Source organism: Nocardia takedensis NBRC 100417 (assembly GCF_000308695.1).
Classification (GTDB): Bacteria; Actinomycetota; Actinomycetes; order Mycobacteriales; family Mycobacteriaceae; genus Nocardia; species Nocardia takedensis.
This window is the reverse complement of sequence record NZ_BAGG01000107.1, coordinates 19,926-45,820: the sequence shown is the minus strand read 5'-3', so window position 1 is coordinate 45,820 and position 25,895 is coordinate 19,926. Positions and strand designations below refer to the sequence as shown.

Annotated in this window: 21 protein-coding genes; 13 read left to right on the top strand and 8 right to left on the bottom strand. The window is 70.0% G+C overall.

What is annotated here, in order from left to right:
• The first annotated feature begins 136 nt into the window (after nucleotides 1-136).
• From ON30_RS23110 to ON30_RS23100, 3 genes are all read left to right on the top strand, one after another.
• On the top strand, nucleotides 137-775 hold the full coding sequence (locus tag ON30_RS23110; RefSeq protein WP_040710051.1) for a TetR/AcrR family transcriptional regulator: 639 nt from the start codon (nucleotides 137-139) through the stop codon (nucleotides 773-775).
• Nucleotides 762-2,384, top strand: a complete 1,623-nt coding sequence (locus tag ON30_RS23105) for an acyl-CoA dehydrogenase family protein (RefSeq protein ID WP_040710050.1) — start codon at nucleotides 762-764, stop codon at nucleotides 2,382-2,384. Before ON30_RS23110 ends, ON30_RS23105 begins: the two co-directional genes overlap by 14 nt.
• Nucleotides 2,385-2,623: 239 nt before the next feature.
• Nucleotides 2,624-3,280, top strand: coding sequence for a nucleoside/nucleotide kinase family protein (locus ON30_RS23100; protein ID WP_245554175.1), 657 nt, complete (start codon nucleotides 2,624-2,626; stop codon nucleotides 3,278-3,280).
• A 119-nt stretch (nucleotides 3,281-3,399) separates the two neighbouring features.
• On the opposite strand, the gene ON30_RS23095 is transcribed toward ON30_RS23100, so the two are convergent.
• Together ON30_RS23095 and ON30_RS36325 are read right to left on the bottom strand one after the other, a co-directional pair.
• The gene (locus ON30_RS23095; RefSeq protein WP_157183812.1) at nucleotides 3,400-4,059 is read right to left on the bottom strand and encodes a hypothetical protein; all 660 of its coding nucleotides are present in this window, start codon (nucleotides 4,057-4,059) and stop codon (nucleotides 3,400-3,402) included.
• A gap of 252 nt (nucleotides 4,060-4,311) precedes the next feature.
• Nucleotides 4,312-4,665, bottom strand: a complete 354-nt coding sequence (locus ON30_RS36325) for a hypothetical protein (RefSeq protein WP_051029825.1) — start codon at nucleotides 4,663-4,665, stop codon at nucleotides 4,312-4,314.
• Between the two features lie 172 nt (nucleotides 4,666-4,837).
• Between ON30_RS36325 and ON30_RS23085 the strand changes: the two genes are divergently transcribed.
• On the top strand, nucleotides 4,838-5,398 hold the full coding sequence (locus ON30_RS23085) for a potassium channel family protein (RefSeq protein WP_051029824.1): 561 nt from the start codon (nucleotides 4,838-4,840) through the stop codon (nucleotides 5,396-5,398).
• A gap of 3 nt (nucleotides 5,399-5,401) precedes the next feature.
• Here the strand turns inward: ON30_RS23085 and pgi are convergent, their stop codons facing one another.
• Complete coding sequence (pgi, locus tag ON30_RS23080; RefSeq protein ID WP_040710048.1) at nucleotides 5,402-7,042, bottom strand: glucose-6-phosphate isomerase; 1,641 nt, start codon at nucleotides 7,040-7,042, stop codon at nucleotides 5,402-5,404.
• Nucleotides 7,043-7,107: 65 nt separating this feature from the next.
• Here pgi and ON30_RS23075 point away from each other — a divergent pair, with 65 nt between their 5' ends.
• The gene (locus tag ON30_RS23075) at nucleotides 7,108-8,562 is read left to right on the top strand and encodes an NAD-dependent succinate-semialdehyde dehydrogenase (protein WP_040710047.1); all 1,455 of its coding nucleotides are present in this window, start codon (nucleotides 7,108-7,110) and stop codon (nucleotides 8,560-8,562) included.
• Between the two features lie 139 nt (nucleotides 8,563-8,701).
• Here the strand turns inward: ON30_RS23075 and ON30_RS23070 are convergent, their stop codons facing one another.
• On the bottom strand, nucleotides 8,702-8,995 hold the full coding sequence (locus tag ON30_RS23070; protein ID WP_040710071.1) for a chorismate mutase: 294 nt from the start codon (nucleotides 8,993-8,995) through the stop codon (nucleotides 8,702-8,704).
• Nucleotides 8,996-9,390: 395 nt separating this feature from the next.
• On the opposite strand from ON30_RS23070, the gene pcrA reads away from it, so the two are divergent.
• The gene (gene pcrA, locus ON30_RS23065) at nucleotides 9,391-12,060 is read left to right on the top strand and encodes a DNA helicase PcrA (protein WP_040710046.1); all 2,670 of its coding nucleotides are present in this window, start codon (nucleotides 9,391-9,393) and stop codon (nucleotides 12,058-12,060) included.
• Nucleotides 12,061-12,153: 93 nt separating this feature from the next.
• Here pcrA and ON30_RS23060 read toward each other — a convergent pair whose 3' ends face one another.
• Nucleotides 12,154-13,545 (bottom strand): DUF1731 domain-containing protein, encoded by a 1,392-nt coding sequence (locus ON30_RS23060; RefSeq protein WP_083911610.1) that lies wholly within the window; start codon nucleotides 13,543-13,545, stop codon nucleotides 12,154-12,156.
• A gap of 73 nt (nucleotides 13,546-13,618) precedes the next feature.
• Complete coding sequence (locus ON30_RS23055) at nucleotides 13,619-14,968, bottom strand: M23 family metallopeptidase (protein ID WP_040710045.1); 1,350 nt, start codon at nucleotides 14,966-14,968, stop codon at nucleotides 13,619-13,621.
• 597 nt (nucleotides 14,969-15,565) lie between these two features.
• On the opposite strand from ON30_RS23055, the gene sucC reads away from it, so the two are divergent.
• The 7 genes from sucC (at nucleotide 15,566) to ON30_RS23020 (ending at nucleotide 24,477) form a co-directional block, all read left to right on the top strand.
• Nucleotides 15,566-16,732, top strand: a complete 1,167-nt coding sequence (sucC, locus tag ON30_RS23050) for an ADP-forming succinate--CoA ligase subunit beta (RefSeq protein WP_040710044.1) — start codon at nucleotides 15,566-15,568, stop codon at nucleotides 16,730-16,732.
• 14 nt (nucleotides 16,733-16,746) lie between these two features.
• Entirely contained in the window at nucleotides 16,747-17,661 is a 915-nt protein-coding gene (gene sucD, locus ON30_RS23045; protein WP_040710042.1) for a succinate--CoA ligase subunit alpha, read from the top strand.
• A 174-nt stretch (nucleotides 17,662-17,835) separates the two neighbouring features.
• A complete protein-coding gene (locus tag ON30_RS41775; protein WP_040710040.1) occupies nucleotides 17,836-18,942 on the top strand; it encodes a DUF5336 domain-containing protein in 1,107 nt (368 codons plus the stop codon).
• 122 nt (nucleotides 18,943-19,064) lie between these two features.
• A complete protein-coding gene (locus tag ON30_RS40410; protein WP_051029823.1) occupies nucleotides 19,065-20,900 on the top strand; it encodes a cell division protein PerM in 1,836 nt (611 codons plus the stop codon).
• Nucleotides 20,901-21,003: 103 nt separating this feature from the next.
• A complete protein-coding gene (gene purN, locus ON30_RS23030; protein ID WP_051029822.1) occupies nucleotides 21,004-21,681 on the top strand; it encodes a phosphoribosylglycinamide formyltransferase in 678 nt (225 codons plus the stop codon).
• A complete protein-coding gene (purH, locus tag ON30_RS23025; RefSeq protein WP_051029821.1) occupies nucleotides 21,668-23,263 on the top strand; it encodes a bifunctional phosphoribosylaminoimidazolecarboxamide formyltransferase/IMP cyclohydrolase in 1,596 nt (531 codons plus the stop codon). The genes purN and purH overlap by 14 nt, the downstream gene beginning before the upstream one ends.
• 323 nt (nucleotides 23,264-23,586) lie before the next feature.
• The gene (locus tag ON30_RS23020; RefSeq protein ID WP_040710038.1) at nucleotides 23,587-24,477 is read left to right on the top strand and encodes a TIGR01777 family oxidoreductase; all 891 of its coding nucleotides are present in this window, start codon (nucleotides 23,587-23,589) and stop codon (nucleotides 24,475-24,477) included.
• A gap of 66 nt (nucleotides 24,478-24,543) precedes the next feature.
• Here ON30_RS23020 and ON30_RS23015 read toward each other — a convergent pair whose 3' ends face one another.
• Both ON30_RS23015 and ON30_RS23010 read right to left on the bottom strand, forming a co-directional pair.
• Complete coding sequence (locus ON30_RS23015) at nucleotides 24,544-25,014, bottom strand: hypothetical protein (RefSeq protein ID WP_040710036.1); 471 nt, start codon at nucleotides 25,012-25,014, stop codon at nucleotides 24,544-24,546.
• Nucleotides 25,015-25,104: 90 nt separating this feature from the next.
• Nucleotides 25,105-25,893 carry an AAA family ATPase gene (locus ON30_RS23010; RefSeq protein ID WP_051029820.1) on the bottom strand — a complete coding sequence of 263 codons (789 nt, stop codon included), beginning with the start codon at nucleotides 25,891-25,893 and terminating at the stop codon, nucleotides 25,105-25,107.
• Nucleotides 25,894-25,895: the final 2 nt, after the last annotated feature.

Here is a 25,895-nt window from a genome sequence, read left to right as displayed (position 1 = left end):
GGATCGTTCGACTCGCACTGGCATCGGGCGCTCCTGGTCGCTGTCGGGCCGCGCGGTGCCGCGGCGCACATCACAGTCCGACCCTACGGCGCGGCCGCCCTTGTGTGAAGAAGTGAATCGATGGTTCACTTCTTGCGTGGCGTACCGCAGGACCCCCGCCGTCCAGGCTCGACTCGACGCGCAGGCCGCACAGATCGTGCAGGCCGCCGCGCGCGTGCTGTCCCGCGAAGGCTTCGCCGGGCTGTCGGTCGCCGCGGTCGCCCAAGAGGCGGGCGTGGCGACCGGCACCGTCTACCGGCACCACGACGGCAAAGCCGATCTGGTCACCGCCGTCTTCCGCACCGTGGTGGCCCGCGAAGTCGCCGCCGTCTCGGCCGCCGCGGCCACCGGCGGCGCCGTGGAACGGGTCGTCGCGGCCGTGGAGACCTTCGCCGGCCGCGCCCTGAAGAACCCCCGACTGGCCTACGTGCTGCTGGCCGAACCGGTCGACGCCGCCGTCGACGCCGAACGTCTGCGCTTCCGCCTCGCCTTCGCCGAATCCTTCGAATCGGCCGTCGCCGAGGGCGTCGCGCGCGGCGAACTGCCCGCCCAGGACCCGCGCACCACCGCCACCGCCCTGGTCGGCGCGATCGGCGAAGTGCTCGTCGGTCCGCTCGCCGCCGCCCCGCAGGGCGAATCCGTCATCCCCGAACTCGTGTCCTTCGCCCTGCGCGCGCTCGGCGTGCGCGAGGGCCGTCTCGCCCAGGAAACAGGAGACCCCGATGTCGACGCATGAAGTGTTCAACCAGGTCCCGCCGATCACCCCGTTCGACACCGGCCGCAATCCCGCGCTGCTCGAGGGCCTGCACCGCGAAGGCGCGGGCTGGGCCGAGACCGAGGTGCGCGAACTCGGCGAACTCGCCGGCACCGCCGAGGTCCAGGACCGGGGACGCCTGGCCAACGAATACCCGCCGGTCCTGCGCACCCACGACCGCTACGGCCACCGCGTCGACGAGGTCGAATTCCATCCGTCCTGGCACGAACTGATGCGGGTCGCGGTCGGCGCCGGACTGCACGGCAGTCCGTGGCTCGACGACCGCCCCGGCACGCACGTCGCCCGCGCCGCCAAGTTCTACACCTGGGGTTTCGCCGACGCCGGCCACATGTGCCCGATCTCGATGACCTACGCGGTGATCCCCGCGCTGCGCCACAACCCCGAACTCGCCGCCCGCTACGAACCCCTGCTGGGCAGTCGCGTCTACGAGTTCGGGCTGCGCGAACCGTCCACCAAGGCCGGACTGATCGCGGGCATGTCGATGACCGAGAAACAGGGCGGCTCGGACGTCCGCGCCAACACCACCACCGCCACACCCCGGCCCGACGGCAGCTACCGGATCGTCGGGCACAAGTGGTTCACCTCCGCGCCCATGTCCGACATGTTCCTCACCCTCGCCCAGGCTCCCGGCGGACTGTCCTGTTTCCTGCTGCCGCGCGTCCTGCCCGACGGCGCCCGCAACCCGATCCGCATCCAACGGCTCAAGGACAAACTCGGCAACAAATCCAACGCCTCCGCCGAGATCGAATACGACAACGCGACCGGTTGGCTGGTCGGCGGCGAGGGCGCGGGCGTCAAGACCATCATCGAGATGGTCAACATGACCAGACTCGACTGCGTCATCGGATCCGCCACCGGCATGCGGGTCGGCGCGGTCAACGCCGTGCACCACGCCCGACACCGGGAAGCGTTCGGCGCGAAGCTGATCGACCAACCCGCCATGCGCAACGTCCTGGCCGACCTGGTCATCGAATCCGACGCCGCCACCACGGTGATGATGCGCCTGGCCGGAGCCACCGACCGGGCGGGCACGGACGCGAAGGAATCGGCGCTGCGCCGCATCGCGCTGGCCGTCACCAAGTACTGGGTCTGCAAACGCGCCCCCGCGCACGCCGCCGAAGCCCTGGAATGCCTGGGCGGCAACGGCTACGCCGAGGAATCCGGCATGCCCCGCCTCTACCGGGAGGCCCCGCTCATGTCGATCTGGGAAGGCTCCGGCAACGTCGCCGCCCTCGACGCGCTGCGCGCGATGGGACGCCAACCCGAGACGGTCGAGGCGTACTTCGAGGAGGTCACCCGCGCCAAGGGCGAGAACCCGCGCCTGGACGACGCCATCGCCCGCCTCGGCAAAGAACTGTCCGACCTCGAGGACATCGAATACCGCGCCCGCCGCGTGGTCGAACTGATGGCGCTGGTCCTGCAAGGCGCGCAACTGGTCCGCCACGGTCACCCCGCCGTCGCCGACGCCTTCTGCGCGAGCCGTCTCGGCGACGACTGGGGCATCGCCTTCGGCACCCTGCCCACCGGCGTCGACACCGCCGCCATCGTGGAGCGCGCGTTCGTCGCCTGAGGCCCGGGTGGATGACGGTTCGCCGGACAGGCGCATGACTACGGGGCCGGGTCGTGGGTTCGGTTGGCCGCTGACGTCCGCCTGGAGGGGTGCGTGGCTAGGGGCGGGTCGTGGTTCGGTCGGCCGCCGACGGTTCGCCACGGACAGCCGCGTGGCGATCGACCCGACCGCGGGTGTTTGACCGTCCCGGTGCGAGTCACCGCGATGGGCGGTAGCCCTGGGTGCGGTAGTTTCGGCCGGTGAGTGGGCGCGTGGAGTCGGTGACGGACCTGGCCGAGCGGGTGCGGGCCGCGGCGAGCGCGCGCCCGGCGGATCAGCGGTACGTGCTCGGAATCGCCGGCCCGCCCGGCGCGGGGAAATCCACGCTGGCCGAAGCGCTCTGCGCGGAACTCGGACCCGCGACCGCGCGCATCGCGCCCATGGACGGCTTCCACCTCACCAACGCGGAACTGCGGGCGCGTGCCGCGCTGGCGCGCAAGGGCGAACCGGACACCTTCGACGCGGCGGGCTACGTCGCGGCCCTGCGCCGCCTGCGCCTGCTCGGTGACCCCGTCCCCTGGCCGACCTTCGACCGCGCCCTCGAAGAACCCACCGAGGCGGGGGTGGTCTTCACCGACGAACCGATCGCCGTCACCGAAGGCAACTACCTGCTCGCCGACGGACCGTGGGCACCGGTCCGCCCCTTGCTCGACGCGTGCTGGTACCTCGACGCCGACCGTCCCGACCTCGAACGCCGCCTGCTCGACCGTCATCTGCGCGGTGGCCGAACCCCAGCCGCCGCCCACACGAAGGTCCACGACAGCGACCTACCCAACGCCGACCTGGTCGCCCGCACCCGTCACCGCGCCGACCTCGTCCTCCGCCCCGACGCCGACCACTACCGACTTCTCGGCTGATCCGGGCATGCGCCCGAACCGTGCTCGACCAGCGCTGCCGGGCGAAGAATGCCGGGCACGTGACACCCTTGCCGGCCCTGTGGATTCGTGTGATTCGGCCGCGCCGGCCCCCGGAGAGATCAGGGCACGGGCTTCTGTCTGTACACCATGGGGACGCGGCTGATCCCCGAATACCAAGAGCCCAACGATGGTTCGATGGCGTTGAGGAGGCGGGCGACCGTGCGGTGGTAACCCATGACATCGGTGTCACAGAGGGGTTCGAGGTGCGCCACGCGATTCCGCAGCTTGTGCAGGCGTTCGACCCAGTACCTGACCACCAAGGGGTCGGAATGATTCGGAAACGCTTTGTCGAGTGCGTCGATCCACAGCGTCCGCTGCGCACGGGGGCCGATACCCGAGGAGTCGGTGAGGTCCTTGCGGGGGAGCAATTTCGTCCAAGTGCCGAAGTTCATGTGCGCGACGATGTCGTCGTGGTCGATGGGATGTCCGTGTCGACGATGCCCCGGCAGGCGAGTGTGCGCGGCATCTTGGGCTCGGCTCAGAACGTCGTTGTAGGTGACGTGCTGGATCTTGATCGTCCTGCCGTCGGACAGCTTCCTCCGCGAATTCGGGTTCAAGATCGCGTAGAGCGAGCCCGCGGGGTTCCGAACCCACTCATGGTTGTAGATCAGGGTTCCGCGGGGCGGTTGGGCCGCGTTCCAGCGGCGCAGTTGTGCGTCCATCGCATTGCGAAGGAAGACCTCGGCGATACCAGTCGCCTCCTGTAGGGCACCGCTCATCTCGATGTTCCATCGGTACAGGGCGAGCGCTCGGCGGTCGTCGCCGCCCGTAGGTGCGAGGTAGGTGGCGTATCGTGCGGTCGCGATGTGATCTGTGATGACGGCGACCGACTGGTCTTGTAGCACGACGGACTCCTTGTTACCCTGGCTGTCAGAGGCGAGGGCTTGATACCTCGCGAAAGCATGAAAAGTAACCCCCAGAGCCAGCAGGCCTGGGGGTCTTTTTCGTTACGGGCAGGTGCTCTGGACGGCCTATCCGGGCGTTCCGCCGCGGTCGCGACGGGACCTGTCGGCGTCGGCCTCCGTGAGTGCTCCGGCGGACTCGGACGGCGTGAAAGTGAGCCCCACCGTGCCGTCCGGATGGATCGTGATCTCGGCTACGCCGGGAGAGCGCAGCGTGTGGGTGGCGCCGAGTCTCGGCGTCGAAGATTCCCACAGCGTGTCGAACCACTCGATGAACTCCGGGATACTTCCGATCTGGGCCACGCGCTTGTGCAAGGCGATCTGGTCGTGGCCGGGGACGAAGTGCGATCCGCGGACCTCGGTGCCGCACCCGCACAAGCACTGTCGTCCCAGTCCCGGGGTGACGTCTTCGTGGTAGGTCACGGGATTGCGTGAGGCCAGTGCCTTCTCCGGGCCGGGCTTGCCGACATAGGCGGCGTAGACCGGGTGGTCGGACTGTAGGACCGACCCTTCGATACCCCTGTCCGCCCGCCGATGACGCCGGATGACCCGCGTGTTCCCGGTTGCCGGGGGGTAGCGGGGTGATCATGGACGGATGAGGCGGCACCGGAGGACCTCCAAGGGCAAGCATGCGTTGCACAACGCGCTCAGCATCGTGTGTGCGCTGCTCATCTTCTACGGCATCCCGTTGAAGTGGAGCGCCGACGATCCGATCGCGAGCCGGATCGTGGGTTTGGTCGTGTTCCTGGTGGGGGTGGGCGGCCTGATCTGGCTGACCTGGCGGCGGTTGCGGCGCTTCATCGCCGATCCCGCCGCCACCGGCGGGCGGGTCGACGGCATCCTGCTGTTGTTGTCGGTGGTGGTGATGTTCTTCGCGATCTACTACTACCGGCTCGCGATCACCTACCCGGACCAGTTCGACGGCTTGGTGACGCGCACCGACGCCCTCTACTACACGATCGTCACCCTCGGCACGGTCGGCTACGGCGACATCAGCGCGACGGGGCAGGCGGCGCGCATCGCCACGATGATCCAGATCGTGTTCGACCTGGTCGTCATCGGCACTCTGCTGGCGGTGGCCAGCACCGGTATCGCGCGCAGGTTGGAGGCCGTGGCCGAACGCGCAGCGCCCCCGCGCGCCGAGGAGACGCCGTGACGGTCAGCGGTGCGCGCGGTACCAGTCTATGAGCCCGTCGGTGGACGAATCGCCCTGCGAGGCCGGTTCTTCGGTCGAGGTGAGCAGGGGTTCGAGCGCGAGGGCCTGCTGTTTGCCGAGTTCGACGCCCCACTGGTCGAAGCTGTCGATGCCCCAGATGACGCCTTCCACGAAGACCTGGTGTTCGTAGAGCGCGATCAGCTGTCCGATCACCGACGGCGTCAGCAGCGGGGCCAGGATGGTGGTGCTGGGACGGTTGCCGGGCATCACCTTGTGCGGCACCACGGCCGGATCGGCGCCTTCGGCGGCGATCTCCTCGGCGGTCTTGCCGAAGGCGAGCACCTTGGTCTGGGCGAACAGGTTGCTCATCAGGATGTCGTGCATGCTGCCGGACCCGTCGACGGTGGGCAGATCGTCGGTGGGCCGGGCGAATCCGAGGAAGTCGGCGGGGATGAGCCGGGTGCCCTGGTGCAGCAGTTGGTAGAAGGCGTGTTGGCCGTTGGTGCCGGGTTCGCCCCAGAAGATCTCGCCGGTCGAGGTGGTGACCGGGGTGCCGTCGGCGCGCACCGACTTGCCGTTGGATTCCATCGTCAGCTGTTGCAGGTAGGCGGGGAAGCGCGCCAGATCGTTCGAATACGGCAGCACCGCGCGCGATTCCGCGCCGAAGAAGTTCGAGTACCAGACACCGAGCAGTCCGAGCAGCACCGGCGCGTTGGATTCGAGCGGCCGGGTCGCGAAATGGACGTCGACGGCGTGCATTCCGGCCAGGAACTGCGCGAACCGCTCGCGGCCGACGGTGGCCATCACCGACAGCCCGATCGCCGAATCGACCGAGTAGCGTCCGCCGACCCAGTCCCAGAAGCCGAACATGGCGGTGGCCGTGTCGATGCCGAACGCGGCGACCCGTTCGGCGTTGGTGGAGACCGCGACGAAGTGGCGGGCCACCGCGTCCTCGCCGAGCGCCGCGACCAGCCAGCGGCGCGCGGCGGTGGCGTTGGTGAGGGTCTCCAGCGTGGAGAACGTCTTGGAGGCGACGATGAACAGCGTGGTGGCCGGGTCCAGATCGGCCAGTGTCGCGACCAGGTCGGCGGGGTCGACGTTGGACACGAAACGGGCCGCGATCCCCGCGTCGGCGTAGTGGCGCAGCGCGCCGTGCACCATCACCGGCCCCAGATCCGAACCGCCGATGCCGATGTTGACGACCGTGGCGATGCGCTCGCCGGTCGCGCCGCGCCATTCCCCCGAGCGCAGCGCGTCGGTGAATTCGCCCATCCGGCGCAGTACCTCGTGCACTTCGCGGCCCGCGTCGGCACCGTCGATCTCGAGTTCCTCGCCCTCGGGCAGTCGCAGCGCGACGTGACCGACCGCGCGGTCCTCGGAGGTGTTGATGTGCTCGCCCGCGAACATCGCGTCGCGGCGCTGTTCGACCCCGGCCTCGCGCGCCAATTCGACCAGCAGCGCGAGGGTTTCCCGCGTGACGCGGTGCTTGCTGTAGTCGATGTGCAGGTCACCGACCGCGACGGTCAGTTCCCGCCCGCGCGCCGGGTCCGCGGCGAAGATCTCCCGCAGGTGCCGTCCGGCGACGTCGTCGTAGTGTTCGTGCAGTTTCCGCCAGGCCGCCGTCGCGGTGATGTCGCTGCTCACACTCGCCGACAGTACAAGCACGCGAGCGCCGCCGCACGGACTAGTCGCCCTCTAGGCTGGCTCACATGGCCTCCGAGAATGACATTCTGCAATCGGTACCGACGGCGCTGTGGATCGGTGGTCCGGTCGACGCGACCGGAGGAGCCACCTTCCCGGTCCGCGATCCGGCGACGGGAGAGGTGTTGACCGAGGTCGCCGACGCGACCGAACAGGACGGGCTGCGCGCGCTGGACGCGGCCGTCGCGGCCCAGGCCGACTGGGCGGCGACGCCGTCGCGGCAGCGCGGGGAGATCCTGCGCGAGGTCTTCGAGCGCATCACCGCGCGGGCCGAGGATTTCGCGCTGCTGATGACCTTGGAGATGGGCAAGGCGCTGCCCGAGAGCCGCAACGAGGTGCGCTACGGCGCGGAGTTCTTCCGCTGGTTCAGCGAGGAGGCGGTGCGCGTGCACGGCCGCTATCTGCACGCGCCCTCGGGTGCGGGCCGGATCATGGTGCACAAGCAACCGGTGGGGCCGTGTCTGGCGATCACGCCGTGGAATTTCCCGCTCGCGATGGGCACCCGCAAGATCGGCCCGGCGCTGGCCGCGGGGTGCACGATGATCGTCAAACCGGCTTCGGAGACCCCGCTGACCATGCTGCTGTTGGCGAAGCTGTGCAGTGAGGCCGGACTGCCGGACGGGGTGCTCTCGGTGATCACGACCTCGCGTTCCGGTGCCGTGACACAGCCGCTGATCAATGATCCCCGCCTGCGCAAGCTCACCTTCACCGGGTCCACCGAGGTCGGCAAGAAGCTGGTGGCGTCCGCGGCCAACGGCCTGCTGCGCACGTCGATGGAACTCGGCGGCAACGCGCCGTTCGTGGTCTTCGACGACGCCGACGTCGACGCGGCGGTGCAGGGCGCGATGCTGGCCAAGTTGCGCAACGGCGGCGAGGCGTGCACGGCGGCCAACCGCTTCCACGTCCAGCGCGGGGTGCTCGCGGAGTTCACCGACAAACTGGTCGCCGCCATGTCGGATTCGGTGGTGCTCGGGCCGGGCACCGATCCGCACACCACGCTGGGCCCGCTGATCAACGAGGACCAACTCGGCATCGTCTCCGACCTGGTCGAGGACGCCGTCTCGGCGGGAGCCACGCTGCGCCTGGGCGGCAAGGCCCCCGACGGCCCCGGTTGGTTCTACCCGGCCACGATCCTGGCCGACGTGCCCGCGCACGCGCGCATTCTCGAGGAGGAGGTGTTCGGCCCGGTGGCGCCGATCGTCGGGTTCGACACCGAAGAGCAGGGCTTGGCCGCCGCCAACGACACCCGCTACGGCCTGGTCGCCTACGTCTACACCCGGGATCTGGACCGCGCGCTGCGGGTCGCCGAAGGACTGGAATCGGGCATGGTCGGCCTGAATCGCGGCGTGATCTCCGATCCGGCCGCCCCGTTCGGCGGCGTGAAGGAGTCCGGTTTCGGCCGCGAGGGCGGCAGCGAGGGGATCGAGGAGTACCTGTCCACCAAGTACATCGCCCTGACCTAGACGATCGGCCCGGAAACGAGGCGACCGCCCCGGGGTCTGCACACCCGGGGCGGCCATCGGGAGGCGATGATCCGAGGATCACCGCGTGGTCTCGTGTTTTCGTCCCCCGAAGGGCCGCCTCCCCGACGGCCGAGAGGGCCTAGTGGCCCAGACGTCCTCGTCCGAGGCGCAGCAGCAACATCGCCAGGGTGTGACCCTCTTGGCCCAGCTCGCTGAAACGTTCGAGCACCTTCATCTCGCGACTGTGCACCAGGCGCGGGCCGCCGGAGGCCATCCGGGTCCGCCCGATGATCCGCGAGACCTCGGTGCGACGCTTGACGGCGGCGAGGATCTCGGCATCGAGCTGGTCGATCTCCTTGCGGAGTTTGTCGATCTCCGCTTCGGTCTGCGGCAGTGCCGCATCGGACCCGGTCGTAGGTGCGGGGGTGCTCATCATTCATCTCCTCGTGTCAGAACCTGGATCGGGTCGCGGGCCTCGCTCGTTACCGGCCTCGCCCGTCGCCGCCCGTGTTCTTTCACCGTGAAACAGACCTGTGGGGTATCCATGTTCCCCCAGAAAAGTGCGTTCAGCTACCGAACCGCGATCGGCGATATCCGACCGATAGTCGAATCCGACATGTCGCGGCGATGCTGACCATGTGGCCAGTGTGCCACGGGCTCGGGGTTGTGCAAAACGATTGCATTTGTGAATCGGCTGAGAACGTCGCGCGGATTTGCGATGGTCGACCGCGGAATGGTTCGCCGGAAGGTAGCCGCGGGCCTGATCGGGCGGTGGCGGCGGTCACGGACTTCATCTCTGTCGGTGGCCGCCGGTAGCGTGGATGGGCAATGGACATCACGGTGGCTCCCCAGACGCAGGCCGGGCGGGACCGGCATCGAGACGCAACCCCCGCCGCGGGGGCCGACGGCACGTCCGCGGGCGCGGGCGGGGCCGCCGACGGGGCCGGGGCCGCGCCGCCGAACTCCCTCGCCGAACGCGCCCAGCGCCGGGCCGACGAGCGCGGCCGCCGTCACGAGGACAGGGATCAGCACCGCGCCGAGGAAGCCGACCGACTCCTGGAGGGCCTCAACCCCCAGCAGCGCGCCGCCGTCGTGCACGCGGGGGCACCGCTGCTGATCGTCGCAGGCGCGGGGTCGGGCAAGACGGCCGTGCTGACCAGGCGCATCGCCTACCTGCTCGCCGCGCGCGGGGCCACCCCGGGCCAGATCCTGGCCATCACCTTCACCAACAAGGCCGCCGCGGAGATGCGCGAGCGGGTCACCGGGTTGGTCGGGCCGCGCGCCAACAGCATGTGGGTTTCGACGTTCCACTCCAGTTGTGTGCGCATCCTGCGGATGCAGGCGGCGTTGCTGGCCGGCCTGAATTCCAATTTCTCGATCTACGACGCCGACGATTCCCGCCGATTGCTCACCATGATCGGCCGCGATCTCGACATCGACGCGAAGAAATATTCGCCGCGATTGTTGGCTACCGCGATATCGAATCTCAAGAACGAACTCGTCGGCCCGGAACAGGCCACCGCCGACGCCGAATCCGACGACACCGAACTGCCCGCCCTGGTGGCCCGCGTCTACACCGAATACCAGCGCAGACTGCGCGCGGCCAACGCGCTGGACTTCGACGATCTGATCGGGGAGACGGTGGCGCTGCTGCAACGTCATCCCCAGGTGGCCGAGTACTACCGGCGGCGCTTCCGCCACGTCCTGGTCGACGAGTACCAGGACACCAACCACGCCCAGTACGTGCTGATCAGGGAACTGGTCGGCCACCACGCCCGCACCGAGGCCGGTGACGACACCGACGCCGGCGCCGCGGCCGCCGACCCGGAGATCGATGCCGCCCGCGACGCGGACGCGGTCGCGCCCAGCGAATTGTGCGTGGTCGGCGACGCCGACCAGTCCATCTACGCCTTCCGCGGCGCGACGATCCGCAATATCGAGGAATTCGAGCGCGACTTCCCCGACGCCGAAACCATTCTGCTCGAACAGAACTACCGGTCCACCCAGCACATCCTGTCCGCCGCGAACGCGGTCATCGCACGCAACGAGGGCAGGCGCGACAAGAAGCTGTGGACCGATTCCGGCGAAGGCGATCTGATCGTCGGCTACGTCGCCGACAACGAACACGACGAGGCGTCGTTCGTGGCCCGCGAGATCGACCGGTTGGTGGATCAGGGCGAGGCGAACTACGGCGATGTCGCGGTCTTCTATCGCACCAACAACAATTCGCGCGCGCTGGAGGAGATCTTCATCCGGATGGGGCTGCCCTACAAGGTGGTCGGCGGCGTGCGCTTCTACGAGCGCAAGGAGGTACGCGACATCGTCGCCTACCTGCGCGTGCTGGAGAACCCGGACGACGCGGTCAGCCTGCGTCGCATCCTGAACACCCCGCGCCGCGGGATCGGCGACCGCGCCGAGGCGTGCGTGGCGGTACACGCCGAACAGCGCGACATCGGTTTCGCCGCCGCGTTGCGCGACGCCGCCGAGGGCAAGGTGGCCTTGCTGAACACCCGCGCCCAGCGCGCCATCGCCGGTTTCGTGGATCTGCTCGAGGAGATCCGCGCCGCCGGACAGCGCGCCGACAGCGATTTCCCCGACGTCGGCAATGTCGTGGAGGCGGTGCTCGATCGCACCGGCTACCGCGCCGAACTCGAGTCCTCCGACGACCCGCAGGACGGCGCGCGCCTGGACAACCTCAACGAGTTGGTCAGCGTGGCCCGCGAATTCAGCTCCGAGGCGCACAACAACGCCGAAGCGGCCCGCGAGGAGGGTCTGCTGCCCGAAGCGGCCGACGGCGAACCCGAACCCGGCTCGCTGGCCGCGTTCCTGGAGCGGGTGTCGCTGGTGGCCGACACCGACCAGATCCCCGACGAGGGCTCCGGCGTGGTCACGATGATGACGTTGCACACGGCCAAGGGCCTGGAGTTCCCGGTGGTCTTCGTGACCGGCTGGGAGGACGGCCAGTTCCCGCACATGCGGGCCCTGGGCGATCCCACCGAACTCGCCGAGGAACGCCGCCTGGCCTACGTCGGGATCACCCGTGCGCGGCAGCGGCTGTACCTGAGTCGCGCGGTGGTGCGTTCCGGGTGGGGGCAGCCGGTGTCGAATCCGGAGTCGCGCTTCCTCCAGGAGATCCCGGGCCACCTGATGGATTGGCGTCGCCTGGAACCGGCCGGATCGCCCGCCTCGCGCGGGTTGCGCCGGCGCGGCGAGGACGAAGGTCTGGAACGGGATTGGACGCGCGGTGACGGATGGCCGCCGCAGCGGCCCGGCGTGCAGGGCAAGGGGCCGCGCAGGCCCGCGCCGGGCGGCGCCGCGCGCAACAACACCGATCTGGTGCTGGCGGTGGGCGACAGGGTCAGCGACGACAAATACGGCCTCGGCAAGGTCATCGCCGCGGAGGGTTTCGGCCCGCTGGCCACGGTGACGATCGATTTCGGTTCGGCGGGCAAGATCCGCCTCATCCCGCAGTACAGCCGGACCTTGGTCAAGCTGTAGTCGGGCCGAACGGCCCTGCCCGTGCGGTCGGTCCGCTGGGTAGGGTCCACGGCATGGACACCGTCGCCCGCGCGATTGCGCGTGCGTGCTATTTCAGTCCGCTCGGCGTCCCGGCAGCAGGTCGGTGAGCGCCTCGTCCAGGGTCGGGTAGCGGAAGCGGAATCCGGCGGCGCGCAGGACTTCCGAGGTGGCGTGCCGGCCGGTGAGGCCGAGGGCCGGATCGGTGCGCAGCACCACCGCGCCCAGCGCGAGGACCGCTGCGGGCGTGGGCGGCGCGGGCGGGCGACGCAGGTGGCGGCGCAGCGCGGCCATGAGGTCGCGGTTGCGGACCGGGAAGTCGGTGGCGGCGACCAGGATTCCGTCGGGCAGCGTCAGGTCGGGATCGAGACCGAGGGCGGCGCGCGCGATGGCCAGCCAGTCCTCGACGTGGATCCAGCTGAACCACTGGTCCCCGCCGCCCACCCGTCCGCCGAGCCCGGCGGCGGTCAACTGGACCAGTCGGCGCAGCGCCGGGGCGAGCGGGTCGAGCACGATGGAGGTGCGCAGGATCGTCGAATGCGCGGCCACGGCGGGGTCGAACGCCTCCTCCCACGGTCGGGCGACGCCCGTCATCTGCGGCAGGCCGACCGGCAGCGGAGTCGTTTCCGTGCAACGGGTTTCGCCCGCGTCGGACCAGATGGCGGTGGTGCTCGCCTGCACCCAGTGATCGACCGGCTCAGCTCGCAGCGCGGCCGCGGTGACCAGGGCGCGCGTCGCCTCGACCCGGCTGTCACGCAACTCGGCGACATTGCGGGCCGTCGGACGGCAGTCGACGATCTTGCCCGCGAGGTTGACCACGGCGAGCGGGCCGGGGACGCGCAGCGCCTCGGCCCAGTCGCCCACGGTCGCGCCGTCCCATTCGATCTGGTCGAAGGGCAGCGCGGGATCGCGGCGGCGGGTCAGAACCCGCACCCGCTGCCCGCGGCAGACCAGGTCCGCGGCGAGATGGCGTCCGAGCGCGCCGGACCCGCCGGCGATCACCACCGTGGTTGCGTCGACGGTGGGTTCGAGACCGGCGGCCCGCGCCAACCGCGCGAACATCACGCGCCCGTCGCTCTCCACCAGTGGACCCACGACCGCGCGGGTGACGGGTGCGGACGGCCCGGTAAACGTGAGTCGCTGGGTGACGACGGTGCCCGCGCCTTCGGGGGTCAGCGTCCAGCGCACCCGCATCGATCCGGCGGGTTCGGGCTGCCGCAACGTCACTGCGCGGCCGGGGTCCACCGAGGTCAGGACGAACGGTTTCGCCAACCGGCGGTGCATGGCCGACAGGGTTCGTCCACGCGGCACGTAGCGACCGCCGGTGCCCGCGACCACGGGACCGTCCAGCACCGCCGAGACCACGGCGGGATTCCATTCCGACCAGCGCCCGGGATTGCCGAGTACCGCCCACACCGATTCCGGTGGCAGGGCGAGGAATTGCGTGTACGTCGTCGTACGTGCCATGACCCCACGCTAATCCGGGGGCGGGATCGCGCGGGGGTGCGCTTGCTCACCCCCGCGCGCTACTCCGTGGAGGTCAGTCGCCGCGCGGGCCGAGGCTGATGCCACGGCTGGCCAGCCAGGGCAGCGGGTCGATCTTGTCGGTGCCGTTCTGCCACACCTCGAAATGGCAGTGCGGGCCGGTGGAGAAGCCGCGGTTGCCGATGGTGGCGATCTGGTCGCCCGCCATCACGCGCTCGCCCTGCGAGACGGTGGAGGTGTCGATGTGGCCGTAGATGGTGATGGTGCCGTCGTCGTGCAGCAGACGGACCCACATGCCGAAGCCCGCGGCGGGGCCGGATTCGATGACGGTGCCGTCGGCCACGGCGTAGATCGGGGTGCCGATCGGGCCCGCGATGTCGACGCCGAGATGCTGCACGCCCCAGCGCGCGCCGTACCCGGAGGTGAAGGTGCCCGCGGCGAACTTGGTGAACAGCGGCCGCAGTTTCGCGGCTTCCTGCGCGGCCAGATCCTCGGCGAACTTCTGCCCCTTCTGGAGCATGTCGTCGAACTGGCCCAGGTTGGCGGGCGAGGAGACGGTGAGCACCTGCGGCGATTCCGAGTCCAGCGCGGGATCGGCGACGCTCATCGACTGCGCGGCGATCTCGTGGACCTGGCCCGCCGCTTCGTAATCGATGGTGGTGGAGGCGGATTGGCCGGGGGAGGCGAAGGCGGCCTGCCCGGCGGCGACGACCGCGCCCGCGGCCACCGCGACGACCGCGGCGCGACCCTTGAGCGAGGCGGGCGGGGCGGGCATCCGGTGCGCTCCGCCGCGACGTCCGTCGCGGGCCGGGATGACGGTCGGGCCCGCCTTGGCGGCGTCCGTGGTCCACGAACCGTCGGCGTCGGGTGTCCAGGAACCGGTGTCGGAGGTCCAGGAACCGTTCTGGCCGGGCGTCCAGGCGCCGTCGGTGTCCGGGGTCCAGGAGGCGTTGGATTCCGGGGTCCACGAATCGTCCGCCGCGGCGGTCCAGTTCGGATCGGATTCGGTCCACGCGTTGTCGGTGTTCCAGGCACTGTCCGCGTTCCAGGCGTTCTCGCCCTGCCACGCGTTCTCGCCCGCCTCGCCCTGCCACGCGCCGCCGTCGTTCCAGGCGTCGCCGTCGGACCAGGCGGCCCCGCCCGCCCAGGAGTCGGTGTGCGACCAGTCGGTGGCCCAGCCGTTCTCGGCGCCCGAGTGCGGGGCCTGTTCGGCGTAGTGGCCGCCGTCGTGCGCCGCCTCGAATCCGGCGGCGGCGGGGGCCGCGGCCGCGTACCGGTGACCGGAGCGGGTGCCGTGATCGGAGGGGGCCGGGTGATCGGCGTGGGCGAACGGTTCGTCGTCGTCGCGATATCGGTGTCCCGAACGGGAACGGCTACCGGAGGCGAGGGTGGAGCGATTGTTCATCGGCGATGCCACATCGTGAAGCTGGAATGGGCGGCCCATAGGGACCCGTCGCCGGCGGCCCGGCCTGTCTGCGATGTCCGATCGCCCGTCGTTCTGTCCACCACGGAACGGCTCACCACCTGCGGAGCGCTGTACTGCTTCTGCATCAAGGCTTGCCGTCCTCCTCATCTGCTGGAACAACGGAGTCGTGATCTAGTTGTGACATCGACCGCAATGACGGTAACGAAATGATTGCGTCCCCCGCAAGCGGTGTACCTGGAACTAATCGAACATGTGACATTGATCACGATAACGGAACGGATTCGCTCACCGCAATCCGGGGGTCGGAGTGAGGCCCGTGACCCCCGTCGCACCCCCTCGCGCCGGCGGCTCCCGCCTTACCCGGGCTCACCTGGCGTACGGTCAACAAGCTACTCGCCAGTAGCCTTGACCGGGGGTTTTCCCGGTGTCCCGTATCGGTCCGTGACCTGCGCCACTTAGGATGAACGTGGCCGATCGGCCCTCCATGTGACTGGTTAGAGTCCGACCCGACCCGCTTCCGACGTCGGGCCGCCAACAAAGACGTTGTCATGACAACGCAGACGAGACGGTGAGTACATGGATCTCTTCGAATATCAGGCGAAGGAGCTCTTCGTTAAGCACGGAGTGCCTTCGTCCGAGGGCCGCGTCACGGACACGGCCGAGGACGCCCGCGCCATCGCCGAGGAAATCGGCAAGCCGGTGATGATCAAGTCCCAGGTGAAGGTCGGTGGCCGCGGCAAGGCCGGTGGCGTGAAGTACGCCGCCACCCCCGAGGACGCGTTCACCCACGCGCAGAACATCATCGGCCTGGACATCAAGGGTCACATCACCAAGAAGATCCTGGTCGCCGAGGCCAAGGACATCGCCGAGGAGTACTACATCTCCTTCCTGCTCGACCGCTCCAACCGCACCTACCTGGCCATGTGCTCGGTCGAGGGCGGCATGGAGATCGAGGAGGTCGCCGCGACCAAGCCCGACCGCCTGGCCAAGGTCGCCGTCGACGCCGTCACCGGCGTCGACCTCGCGTTCGCGCGCTCGATCGCCGAGCAGGGCCACCTGCCCGCCGACGTGCTCGACGCCGCCGCGGTGACCATCCAGAAGCTCTGGGAGGTCTTCATCGGCGAGGACGCCACCCTCGTCGAGGTCAACCCCCTGGTGCGCACCCCCGACAACGAGATCCTCGCCCTCGACGGCAAGGTCACCCTGGACGAGAACGCGGAGTTCCGGCACCCCGATCACGCGGCCTTCGCCGACATCGACGCCACCGACCCGCTCGAGCTCAAGGCCAAGGAGAACGACCTCAACTACGTCAAGCTCGACGGCGAGGTCGGCATCATCGGCAACGGCGCCGGTCTGGTCATGTCCACCCTGGACGTCGTGGCCTACGCCGGTGAGGCGCACAACGGCGTCAAGCCCGCCAACTTCCTCGACATCGGCGGCGGCGCCTCGGCCGAGATCATGGCCGCGGGTCTGGACGTCATCCTGGGCGACGCGCAGGTCAAGAGTGTGTTCGTCAACGTCTTCGGTGGCATCACCGCCTGTGACGCGGTCGCCAACGGCATCGTCAAGGCGCTCGAGATCCTCGGCGACGAGGCCAACAAGCCTCTGGTCGTGCGCCTGGACGGCAACAAGGTCGACGAGGGCCGTCAGATCCTGGTCGATGCCGCGCACCCGCTGATCACGCTTGCGCAGACAATGGACGAAGGCGCCGACAAGGCCGCCGAACTGGCAGCTGCCAAGTAAAGGAAACCCCTGATATGTCTATCTTCCTGAACAAGGACTCCAAGGTCATCGTCCAGGGCATCACCGGCGGCGAGGGCACCAAGCACACCGCCCTGATGCTGAAGGCGGGCACCCAGGTCGTCGGCGGTGTGAACGCGCGCAAGGCGGGCACCACCGTCGCGCACACCGACAAGGACGGCAACGCGGTCGAGCTGCCGGTCTTCGGCACCGTCGCCGAGGCCATCAAGGAGACCGGCGCCGACGTCTCCATCGCCTTCGTGCCGCCGAAGTTCGCCAAGGACGCCATCATCGAGGCCATCGATGCGGAGATCCCGCTGCTGGTGGTCATCACCGAGGGCATCCCGGTGCAGGACACCGCGTTCGCGTGGGCCTACAACGTGGACAAGGGCAACAAGACCCGGATCATCGGCCCCAACTGCCCCGGCATCATCACCCCGGGCGAGGCGCTGGTCGGCATCACCCCGGCCAACATCACCGGCAAGGGCCCGGTCGGCCTGGTGTCCAAGTCGGGCACCCTGACCTACCAGATGATGTACGAACTGCGTGACTTCGGCTTCTCCACCGCCATCGGCATCGGCGGCGACCCGGTCATCGGCACCACCCACATCGACGCCATCGAGGCGTTCGAGAAGGACCCGGAGACCAAGCTGATCGTGATGATCGGCGAGATCGGCGGCGACGCCGAGGAGCGGGCCGCGGCCTACATCAAGGCCAACGTCACCAAGCCGGTCGTCGGCTACGTCGCGGGCTTCACCGCGCCCGAGGGCAAGACCATGGGCCACGCGGGCGCGATCGTGTCCGGTTCGGCCGGTACCGCGCAGGCCAAGAAGGACGCGCTGGAGGCCGCGGGCGTGAAGGTCGGCAAGACGCCGTCCGAGACCGCCGCGCTGGCCCGCGAGATCCTGGAGAAGGCCAGCATCACCGCCTGATCCGCCCTTTCGCGCACGAGGCCGCCGTCGGGACATCCGCGGCGGCCTTCGTCGTTCGGTGCCGCCGCGCCCGGTCGGGCCAGTTCGTCGAGGGTGACCCGCGCCGAACGGTGCAGTAGCGTCAGAAGGGATCCAGCCGAACACGACGCACGATTCGACCTAGGAGACGACGACATGTCATACCCGACCGGGGGCTCCGGGTACAACACACCCGCGACGCCCTCCGCACCAGCCGATCTCGGCCAGACTTCGAGCGGGGCGGGCGCCGGTGCGAGCACTTCCGGTTCCGAGACGAAGGGTCTGCCGTTCCTCCTGACGGCCGGCGTCGCGGCACTCGGCGCGGTCATCTTCCTGCTCGGCTTCCTGCCCTACGCGGGCCAGCAGTTCACCAATCCGGTCAACGGCGCGGTCACCACCGTCGGCACCGTCAACTCCTTCGAGGGCCGGATCACCGAACTGCTCGCCCTGCTGCTGCTCGCGGGCGTGCTGGCCGGTCTGTCGCTGCTGCCCAAGCAGAACTGGACCGGCGCGGCGGCGGCCGCGGCCGTGGCGGGCGCGCTCGGCCTGATCTTCCAGTCCTTCTTCCTGCCCGACGGTTTCGAGCTGAAGTGGGGTGCGTACCTGCTGATCCTGCTCGCGCTGGTGCAGGCGGGCGCCGCGGTGGTCGCGGTGCTGTTCGAGACGGGCATCCTGAGCGTGCCCGCGCCCAAGCCGCCGCGTCCGGCGGCCCCGCAGCAGCCCGCGGGCGGTTACGCCCAGGGCGGCCAGGGTTACGGTGGTGCGCAGCAGCAGTACGGTCAGGGCCAGCCGGGCGCCTACGGGCAGCCGCAGCAGGGCCAGTACGGCCAGCCCGCCTACGGCGGCGGCCAGCAGCCGTCCTCCCCGCAGTACCCGGTGCAGCAGCAGCCCTACGGCCAGTCCCAACCCGGCCAGCAGCCCTACGGCCAGCAGCCCGCGCAGTCCGGTTACGGCGCGCCGCAACAGAGCCAGTCGCCCTACGGCCAGCAGCAGCCCGCCTACGGTCAGCAGCCCGGTTACGGAGCCCCGCAGCAGAGTTCGCCCTACGCGGGCGGGCAGTCGGCCCAGCCCCGGCCCGACGAGAGCGCCACCCAGCACTTCGGCGGCGCGCAGGGTCAGCCGCAGTACGGCGGCGGCTACGGTCAGCCGCAGCAGCAGTCCCCGGCCCAGCAGGGCGGTCAGCAGCCCTTCGGCGGCGAGCAGGGCAAGGACCCGTCCTCGGACGCGACCCAGGCCTTCCGTCCCTCCGAGGACAACAAGTAGGCACCCCGACGAGCGCCCGGATCCCGCGCGGATCCGGGCGCTCGTGTCGTGGATCGCCTTCCTCGGCCCCCGGCGGCGCGCCTGCGTCGCCGGGGACCGCCGAGCTGACACGCTGAATCGCCATGAGCTCCACGAGAAATTCCCCCGCTCGTCGGTCCGCGGGAACACGTGGCGCGGCCGAATCCCCCGGGCGAGCCGCGCCGCCCCGGCGACCGCGGCGACGCGCCGGGGAAACCGACGACGCCGGATTCCTGTCGCTCACTCCGGAACTGGCCCGCACCCTGCTGTTCGTCGCGGCCCGCACCACCACGACCGCGTTGGTCGTGGTGGCCGCGCTGGTGCTGGTGGTGCTGCTGTCGGCCGACGGCGGCATGGACGGCATCTCCGGCGCCATCGCCGCGAGCTGGCTTGCGGCCCACCAGGTCCCGCTGGTTATCGGCAAGACCGCACTGGGCCTGCTGCCGCTGCTGCCCACCTTGCTGCTCCTGTGGTCCACCGCCCGCGACTGCGCCCGCGCGGTGGAACCGGACAGCACCCGCGCCGACCTGGCCCGCCTGGTCGCCGCCGCGCTGGCCGGACCGCTGCTGGTGACCGCCGTCTGCCTGGCGGTCGCCGAGGACGCCTCCGCGGTGGTGGCGCTGCAACCGCCGAACTCCTTCGCCGCGTTCGCCTGGGTGATCGTGCTCTACACGGCCGCCGCGGGCATCGGCATCGCGACCAGGTCGCCCGCCGCGCTCGCCGGTCTGCCCGCGCTGCCGGAGTGGGCGATCGCCGGACTGCACGGCGCGGGCCGGACGGTGCTGCGCCTGCTCGGCTGCGCGACCGCCGTCACGCTGATCTCGCTGCTGGGGCACTGGTCCCGCCTGGGTGACACCTACGCGACCGCGGGCGGCGCCGTCGGCTTCCTCGGCCTGACGCTGCTCTCGCTCGGGTACCTGCCCAACCTCGTCGTCGGCGGGGTGAGTGTGCTCGTCGGCTCCGGTTTCGAGGTCGGCGACGCCTCGGTCGGCCTGTTCTCCGTCGTCGGCGGACCGGTGCCCGCCGTCCCGCTGATCGCGGCGATTCCGCCGGGCCCCGCCGCCGGGTGGTGGCCGGTCCTGCTGCTCGTCCCCGCCGCCGTCGGGGTCCTCGGCGGCCTCGACACCGCGCGCACCTCCACCGACCGCCCGCGCACCCCCTGGGCGACGCTCACCTCCGCGGCCGCCGCCACCCTGCTCCTGCTCCTGCTCGCCGCCGTCGCGAGCGGTGATCTGGGCAGCTTCGGCCGCGTCGGCGTCGATCTGCCGATCTTCGCGGTGGTCTGCTTCGCCTGGCTGGCCGCGGCCGGCTACGCCGGTCTGGTCTTCGCCCGCCGGTTCCTCGTCCCGGTCGGCGGGGTGCGCACCCTTCGTCCCGCCCGTGGCATCGCCCCGGACGACGACCACCACGAGGACTACCAGGCCGACGACCACTACGACGACGGCTACCACGACGAGGATTATCGCGACGAGGACGACCACTACCGCGACGACGAGGGCCGATACCGCCCCGAGGACGACGACTACGAGTCGGACCACTACGACGACTACGACGACGAGTACGAGACCGACGACCACGACGATCCCTACGGCGAGGACGCGGACCACGACGGCTACGACGATCGCCACCGCGGGTATGACGCTCACGACGATCGGGACCGCCACTACGACGTTCGCGACGACGAGGACCGCGGTCACGACGATCACGGCTACGGCGCTCGGGACGACGACCACTTCGCCGCCGACACCCGCGATCGCCGCGACCGCGCCGACAGCTACCTGGAGGACGACGACCGCGAGATCGTCGTGGGCGAACTGATCGAGGACGACGAGTTCCCGGCGCGAATCCGGCCCGCGCGCGGCGCGCAGGCACCGGAGATCGTGGACGCCGAGGTGGTGGAAACCGACGCCGACGTCCGCGAACGGCGGCGGCGACGCTGAGCGGCGCACGCTCCTACCGGTCGAGAGTGAGCTGACCGACACCACTAGGCTTGGACGCGGCGGTGCAGTCCCCGCCGTCCGAAACCCCTGTCGTCCGACACCTATGACCAGGAGGGGAGCGCTGAGTTCCTCGAACGCCCCGTGGAAGCCGTCCGCGGCTCCGGCCACCGTCGTCGTGCTCGCCTCCGGTACCGGTTCGCTGCTGCGGGCGCTGCTGGAGGCCGCCGCGGCGGCCGACTATCCCGCGAAGATCGTCGCGGTCGGTGTGGATCGCGCGTGCGCGGCCACCGAGCACGCCGACGCCGCGGGAGTGCCGCGTTTCCGGGTGGCGCTGAAGGATTTCCCCGACCGCGCCGCCTGGGATGTCGCGTTGACCGAGGCCGTGGCCGCGTACGCGCCGGATCTGGTGGTGTCGGCCGGGTTCATGAAGATCCTGGGCCCGGTCTTCCTCGACCGTTTCGGCGGTCGGATCGTCAACACCCACCCCGCGCTGCTGCCCTCGTTCCCGGGCGCGCACGGTGTGCGTGACGCGCTGGCCTACGGGGTGAAGGTCACCGGGTCGACGGTGCACCTGGTGGACGGGGGCGTGGACACCGGGCCGATCCTGGCGCAGGAGGCGGTGCCGGTGCTGGCCGAGGACGACGAGGCCACCCTGCACGAGCGCATCAAGGTTGTCGAGCGACGGCTGTTGGCGGAGGTCGTCGCCGCCGTCGCTACGCGAGGCATTGTCTCCGACGGACGAAAGGCAGTTATTCCAGTGAGCGAGTATGCCGGTGACTGAGGGCAGCGAACGGGCGAGCACGGGTGGCGAGCGCAAGTCGATCGCGCGGGCGCTGGTCAGCGTGTACGACAAGACCGGGCTCGTCGAGCTCGCGACGGGTCTGCACAACGCGGGGATCGAACTGGTCTCCACCGGTTCCACCGCGGCGCGGATCGCCGACGCGGGCGTTCCGGTCACCCGGGTCGAGGATCTGACCGGTTTCCCGGAGACTCTCGACGGCCGGGTGAAGACTCTGCACCCGCGGGTGCACGCGGGCATCCTCGCCGATACCCGCAGGCCCGAACATCTCGAGCAGTTGGCCGATCTCGGTGTGGCGGCCTTCGAGTTGGTGGTGGTGAATCTGTACCCGTTCACCGAGACGGTGGCGGGCGGCGCGGGCGCCGACGAGTGCGTCGAGCAGATCGATATCGGCGGGCCGTCGATGGTGCGGGCCGCGGCCAAGAATCATCCGTCGGTGGCGGTGGTGGTCGACACCGACGATTACGAGGAGGTGCTCGCGGCGGTGAAGTCCGGCGGGTTCACCCTGTCGGAGCGGACGGCGTTGGCGGCCAAGGCGTTCCAGCACACCGCCGCCTACGACGTGGCGGTGGCGAGCTGGATGGTGAACACGCTGGTGCCCGGTGCGGAGGACACGGCGGAGTTCCCGGCCTGGCTCGGTGGCACCTGGGAGCGTTCGGCGGTGTTGCGCTACGGCGAGAACCCGCATCAGTCCGCGGCGCTGTACACGGCGGCGGGTGAGGTGGGGCTCGCGCAGGCCCGTCAGTTGCACGGCAAGGAGATGTCGTACAACAACTACACCGACGCCGACGCGGCCCGTCGCGCCGCCTACGACCACGACGCGCCCGCGGTGGCCGTGGTCAAGCACGCCAACCCGTGCGGTATCGCGATCGGCCGCGATGTGGCCGAGGCGCACCGCAAGGCGCACGCCTGCGATCCGGTGAGCGCGTTCGGCGGTGTGATCGCCGCCAATCGCGAGGTCACCGTGGAGATGGCCCAGCAGGTGGCCGAGATCTTCACCGAGGTCATCGTCGCGCCGGGTTACGCCGACGGCGCGGTGGAAGTGCTGCAGCGCAAGAAGAACGTGCGCATCCTGATCGCCGAACCGCCGCGTCGGGTCGGCGCGGAATGGCGTCCGGTCAGCGGTGGCCTGCTGGTGCAGCAGCGCGACGTGCTCGACGCCGAGGGCGACGATCCGGCCAACTGGACGCTGGTCGCGGGTGATCCCGCCGACGAGCCGACGCTGGCCGATCTGGTCTTCGCGTGGCGGGCCTGCCGCGCGGTGAAGTCCAACGCGATCCTGCTCGCCGACGACGGCGCGTCGGTCGGTGTGGGCATGGGGCAGGTCAACCGGGTCGACGCGGTGCATCTTGCGGTGCGGCGCGCGGGTGAGCGCGCGAAGGGGTCGGTGGCTGCCTCCGACGCCTACTTCCCGTTCCCGGACGGCCCGCAGCACCTGATCCAGGCGGGGGTGCGCGCGATCGTGCAGCCCGGCGGTTCGGTGCGCGATCAGGAGACCATCGACGCCGCCCGCGCGGCTGGGGTGACGCTGTATCTGACGGGTGCGCGGCACTTCGCGCACTGAGCGATCCCGTTCCGGACGCCACGTCGCCTCGTGCGGCGTGGCGTTCGTCGTCCCGGGGCCGGGCGAACACCGGGCCACCGTCGCCTCCGTTCGGGAGTATGCGCTCGCGTGCGGGGCAGCGCATCCGCTCGCCGCGCGGGCGGGATTCGCGCGGGACCATGACTATTCACAACCGTCGCGATCACCGCGCGCGAAGTAGGTGTTTGACCGGGTATCCCGCTGGGTACCATTGTGCACCTGCACGATTGGCGCACTCGATCGCGGGGCTCGGAGCCGGTCACACGACGCGCGAGTCCGATTTGTCGTGGTGCACAATATCGGTCATGCGCATAGTTGTAGTGGGATCTTCCGGCTTCCTGGGCAATCACCTGGTGACCAGCCTGCGGGCCGACGGCCACGAGGTGGTCCGGTTCGTGCGACGCGAGCCGACCGAGCCCGGTGAACTCCGGTGGGACCCCACCGCCGAAACCCCCGTTCTCGACCGCGACGCCCTCAGCGGGGCGGACGTCGCGATCAACCTGTGCGGCGCGGCCATCGCCGGCGACCGCTGGACCCCCGAATACAAGGAACTGCTGCGCGAGAGCCGGATCGGCGCGACGCGCGTGTTCGCCGAGGCCGTCGCCGCGACCGGTGTTCCGGTGCTGCTCAACGCATCGGCGGCCGGCTACTACGGCGACACCGGCGAACGCGAGGTCTACGAGACCGATCCGCCCGCCGCGGATTTCCTCGGCACGATGTGCAAGGAGTGGGAGGAGGCCACCGCGCCCGCCGTCGCCGCGGGCGCGCGGGTCGTGCTGCTGCGCACCTCGAATGTGCTGGCCGCCGATTCCGAGGTCCTGACCAAACTGAGTCCGATCTTCAAGCTCGGCCTGGGTGGCAAGTTCGGCTCGGGCAAGCAGTACATGCCGTGGATCTCGCTGCCGGACTGGATCGGCGCGGTCAAGCTGTTGATGACCGGCACGGTCGCGGGCCCGGTCAACCTGGTCGCGCCCGAAGCCGTCACCAACGCCCGGTTCGCCAAGGCGTTCGGTGCCGCGCTGCGCCGCCCGGTGTTCCTGACCCTGCCCGGCGGCGTGCTGAAGATGATCGGCGGCGAGGCCGGGGCCGAACTGCTGCACGGCCACAAGATGCGCACGAAGATCCTGGAGAGCAACGGATTCCGCTTCCAGCACGAGACGCTGGACAGCGCGCTGTCCTGGGCGCTGCCGCGCTGATCGGCGCCGCGCCGTGGATGTCCGGGGGCCGGTGGGGGCCGGTGTCGGAATCCGGGGGACGGCGCGTCACACCGCGCTGAGTACCGCGCGCTCACCCACGGGGGAGGACAACGGCACCTCGAGCGTGCCGAACACCGCGATCATCGTGCACATCCGGCCCGCCGCGTCGGCCCGTGCGCCCGAACGCAATTCGACGACGACGGCCTGCGCGCTCTCGGTCACCGAGACGTCCACCCCGTAGCATTCCGGCGATCCGGTCTCGAACCCGATCGCGATCCGATCCGCGCCCACCGGCGTCCAGGTGGTGAAGGGGACGGCGTGCGGTCGGGTGATGGTGGGATCGGCGGTGAAGACGCGGCCCTGCGCGGCGTCCGCGCTCTCGGTCGGTGTGCTGTGCGTGCCGGTGGGGGCGGTCGTGACGGCGGCGTCGTCCGCCGCGTCGCCGCATCCGCTCACCAGTCCGACCAAGGCGGCGACCGCCGCGATGCCTGCCGCCGCTCGGCCGACGGCCGGACGTGTCCTCGTGGTCCGATCCATGGGCCTCACCCTAGACCAGAGAAAATGACGTGGGACCCCGGTGCTGTCCCTCGGGGTCCCACGTCGGCGGAGAGTTGGTTCGGGGTGCTGTCAATACCGCATGGCGTAGGACAGCTTGCGCCACAACGACTTCTTGCGCTGGGCGGCCTGGAAGCGGTCGTCCTCCTCGAGGACCGCGGTGGCCTCGGCCACCCGCCGCTTCGATTCGGCGATGGCGTCCTCGACCGGCATGACGGTGTCCAGGTCGAACAGGTCGATGATCTTGCTGACCCGTTCCTGCACCGTGCCGCCGACCACCTCGTAGGGCAGGCCGAGTTCGCTGATGACCTTCAGCAGACTGTCGTCGGACAGGTTGCGGAACGGTTCGGAGACGGGGCGGTGCCCGTCGGCCTTCATCGGGAACTCCACCGGGAGGTGGACGTAGGCGTCGTAGAGGTGGCGCGCCCGCTCCTTGACGATGTCGCCGAAGATGTCGGTGTACTCGAGCAGCGGCCGTTTGCGCCCGATGCCCGCGACCTTCTTGATCGCGCGCAACGCGAACCCCGCGCCGGGGTTGATGCCGACCGCCATCCGGGCCGTGCCGTACACCCATTCGTGCACCACCGAACCGTCGGAGATGAACGAGCCGTCCAGGGATTCGTTGTGCACCCGCTCCTCGAAGCGGCGCAGGCCCAGTTGCAGCAGTTCGATGGAGTTCAGCTCCATGACGGTCTTGCCGGGTGCGAGGTCGACGAGCAGTTCGCGCGAGGTGAGCGCGTGGGTGCGGGGGATGCCGGTCGCGATGGACAGCGCCTCGGTGGTGGTGCTCTTCCCGGTTCCGTAGGTCCCCGATATCGCGAGTTTGATGTGGTCGCGTTGTTGTCCGCCGACTAGGTACACCG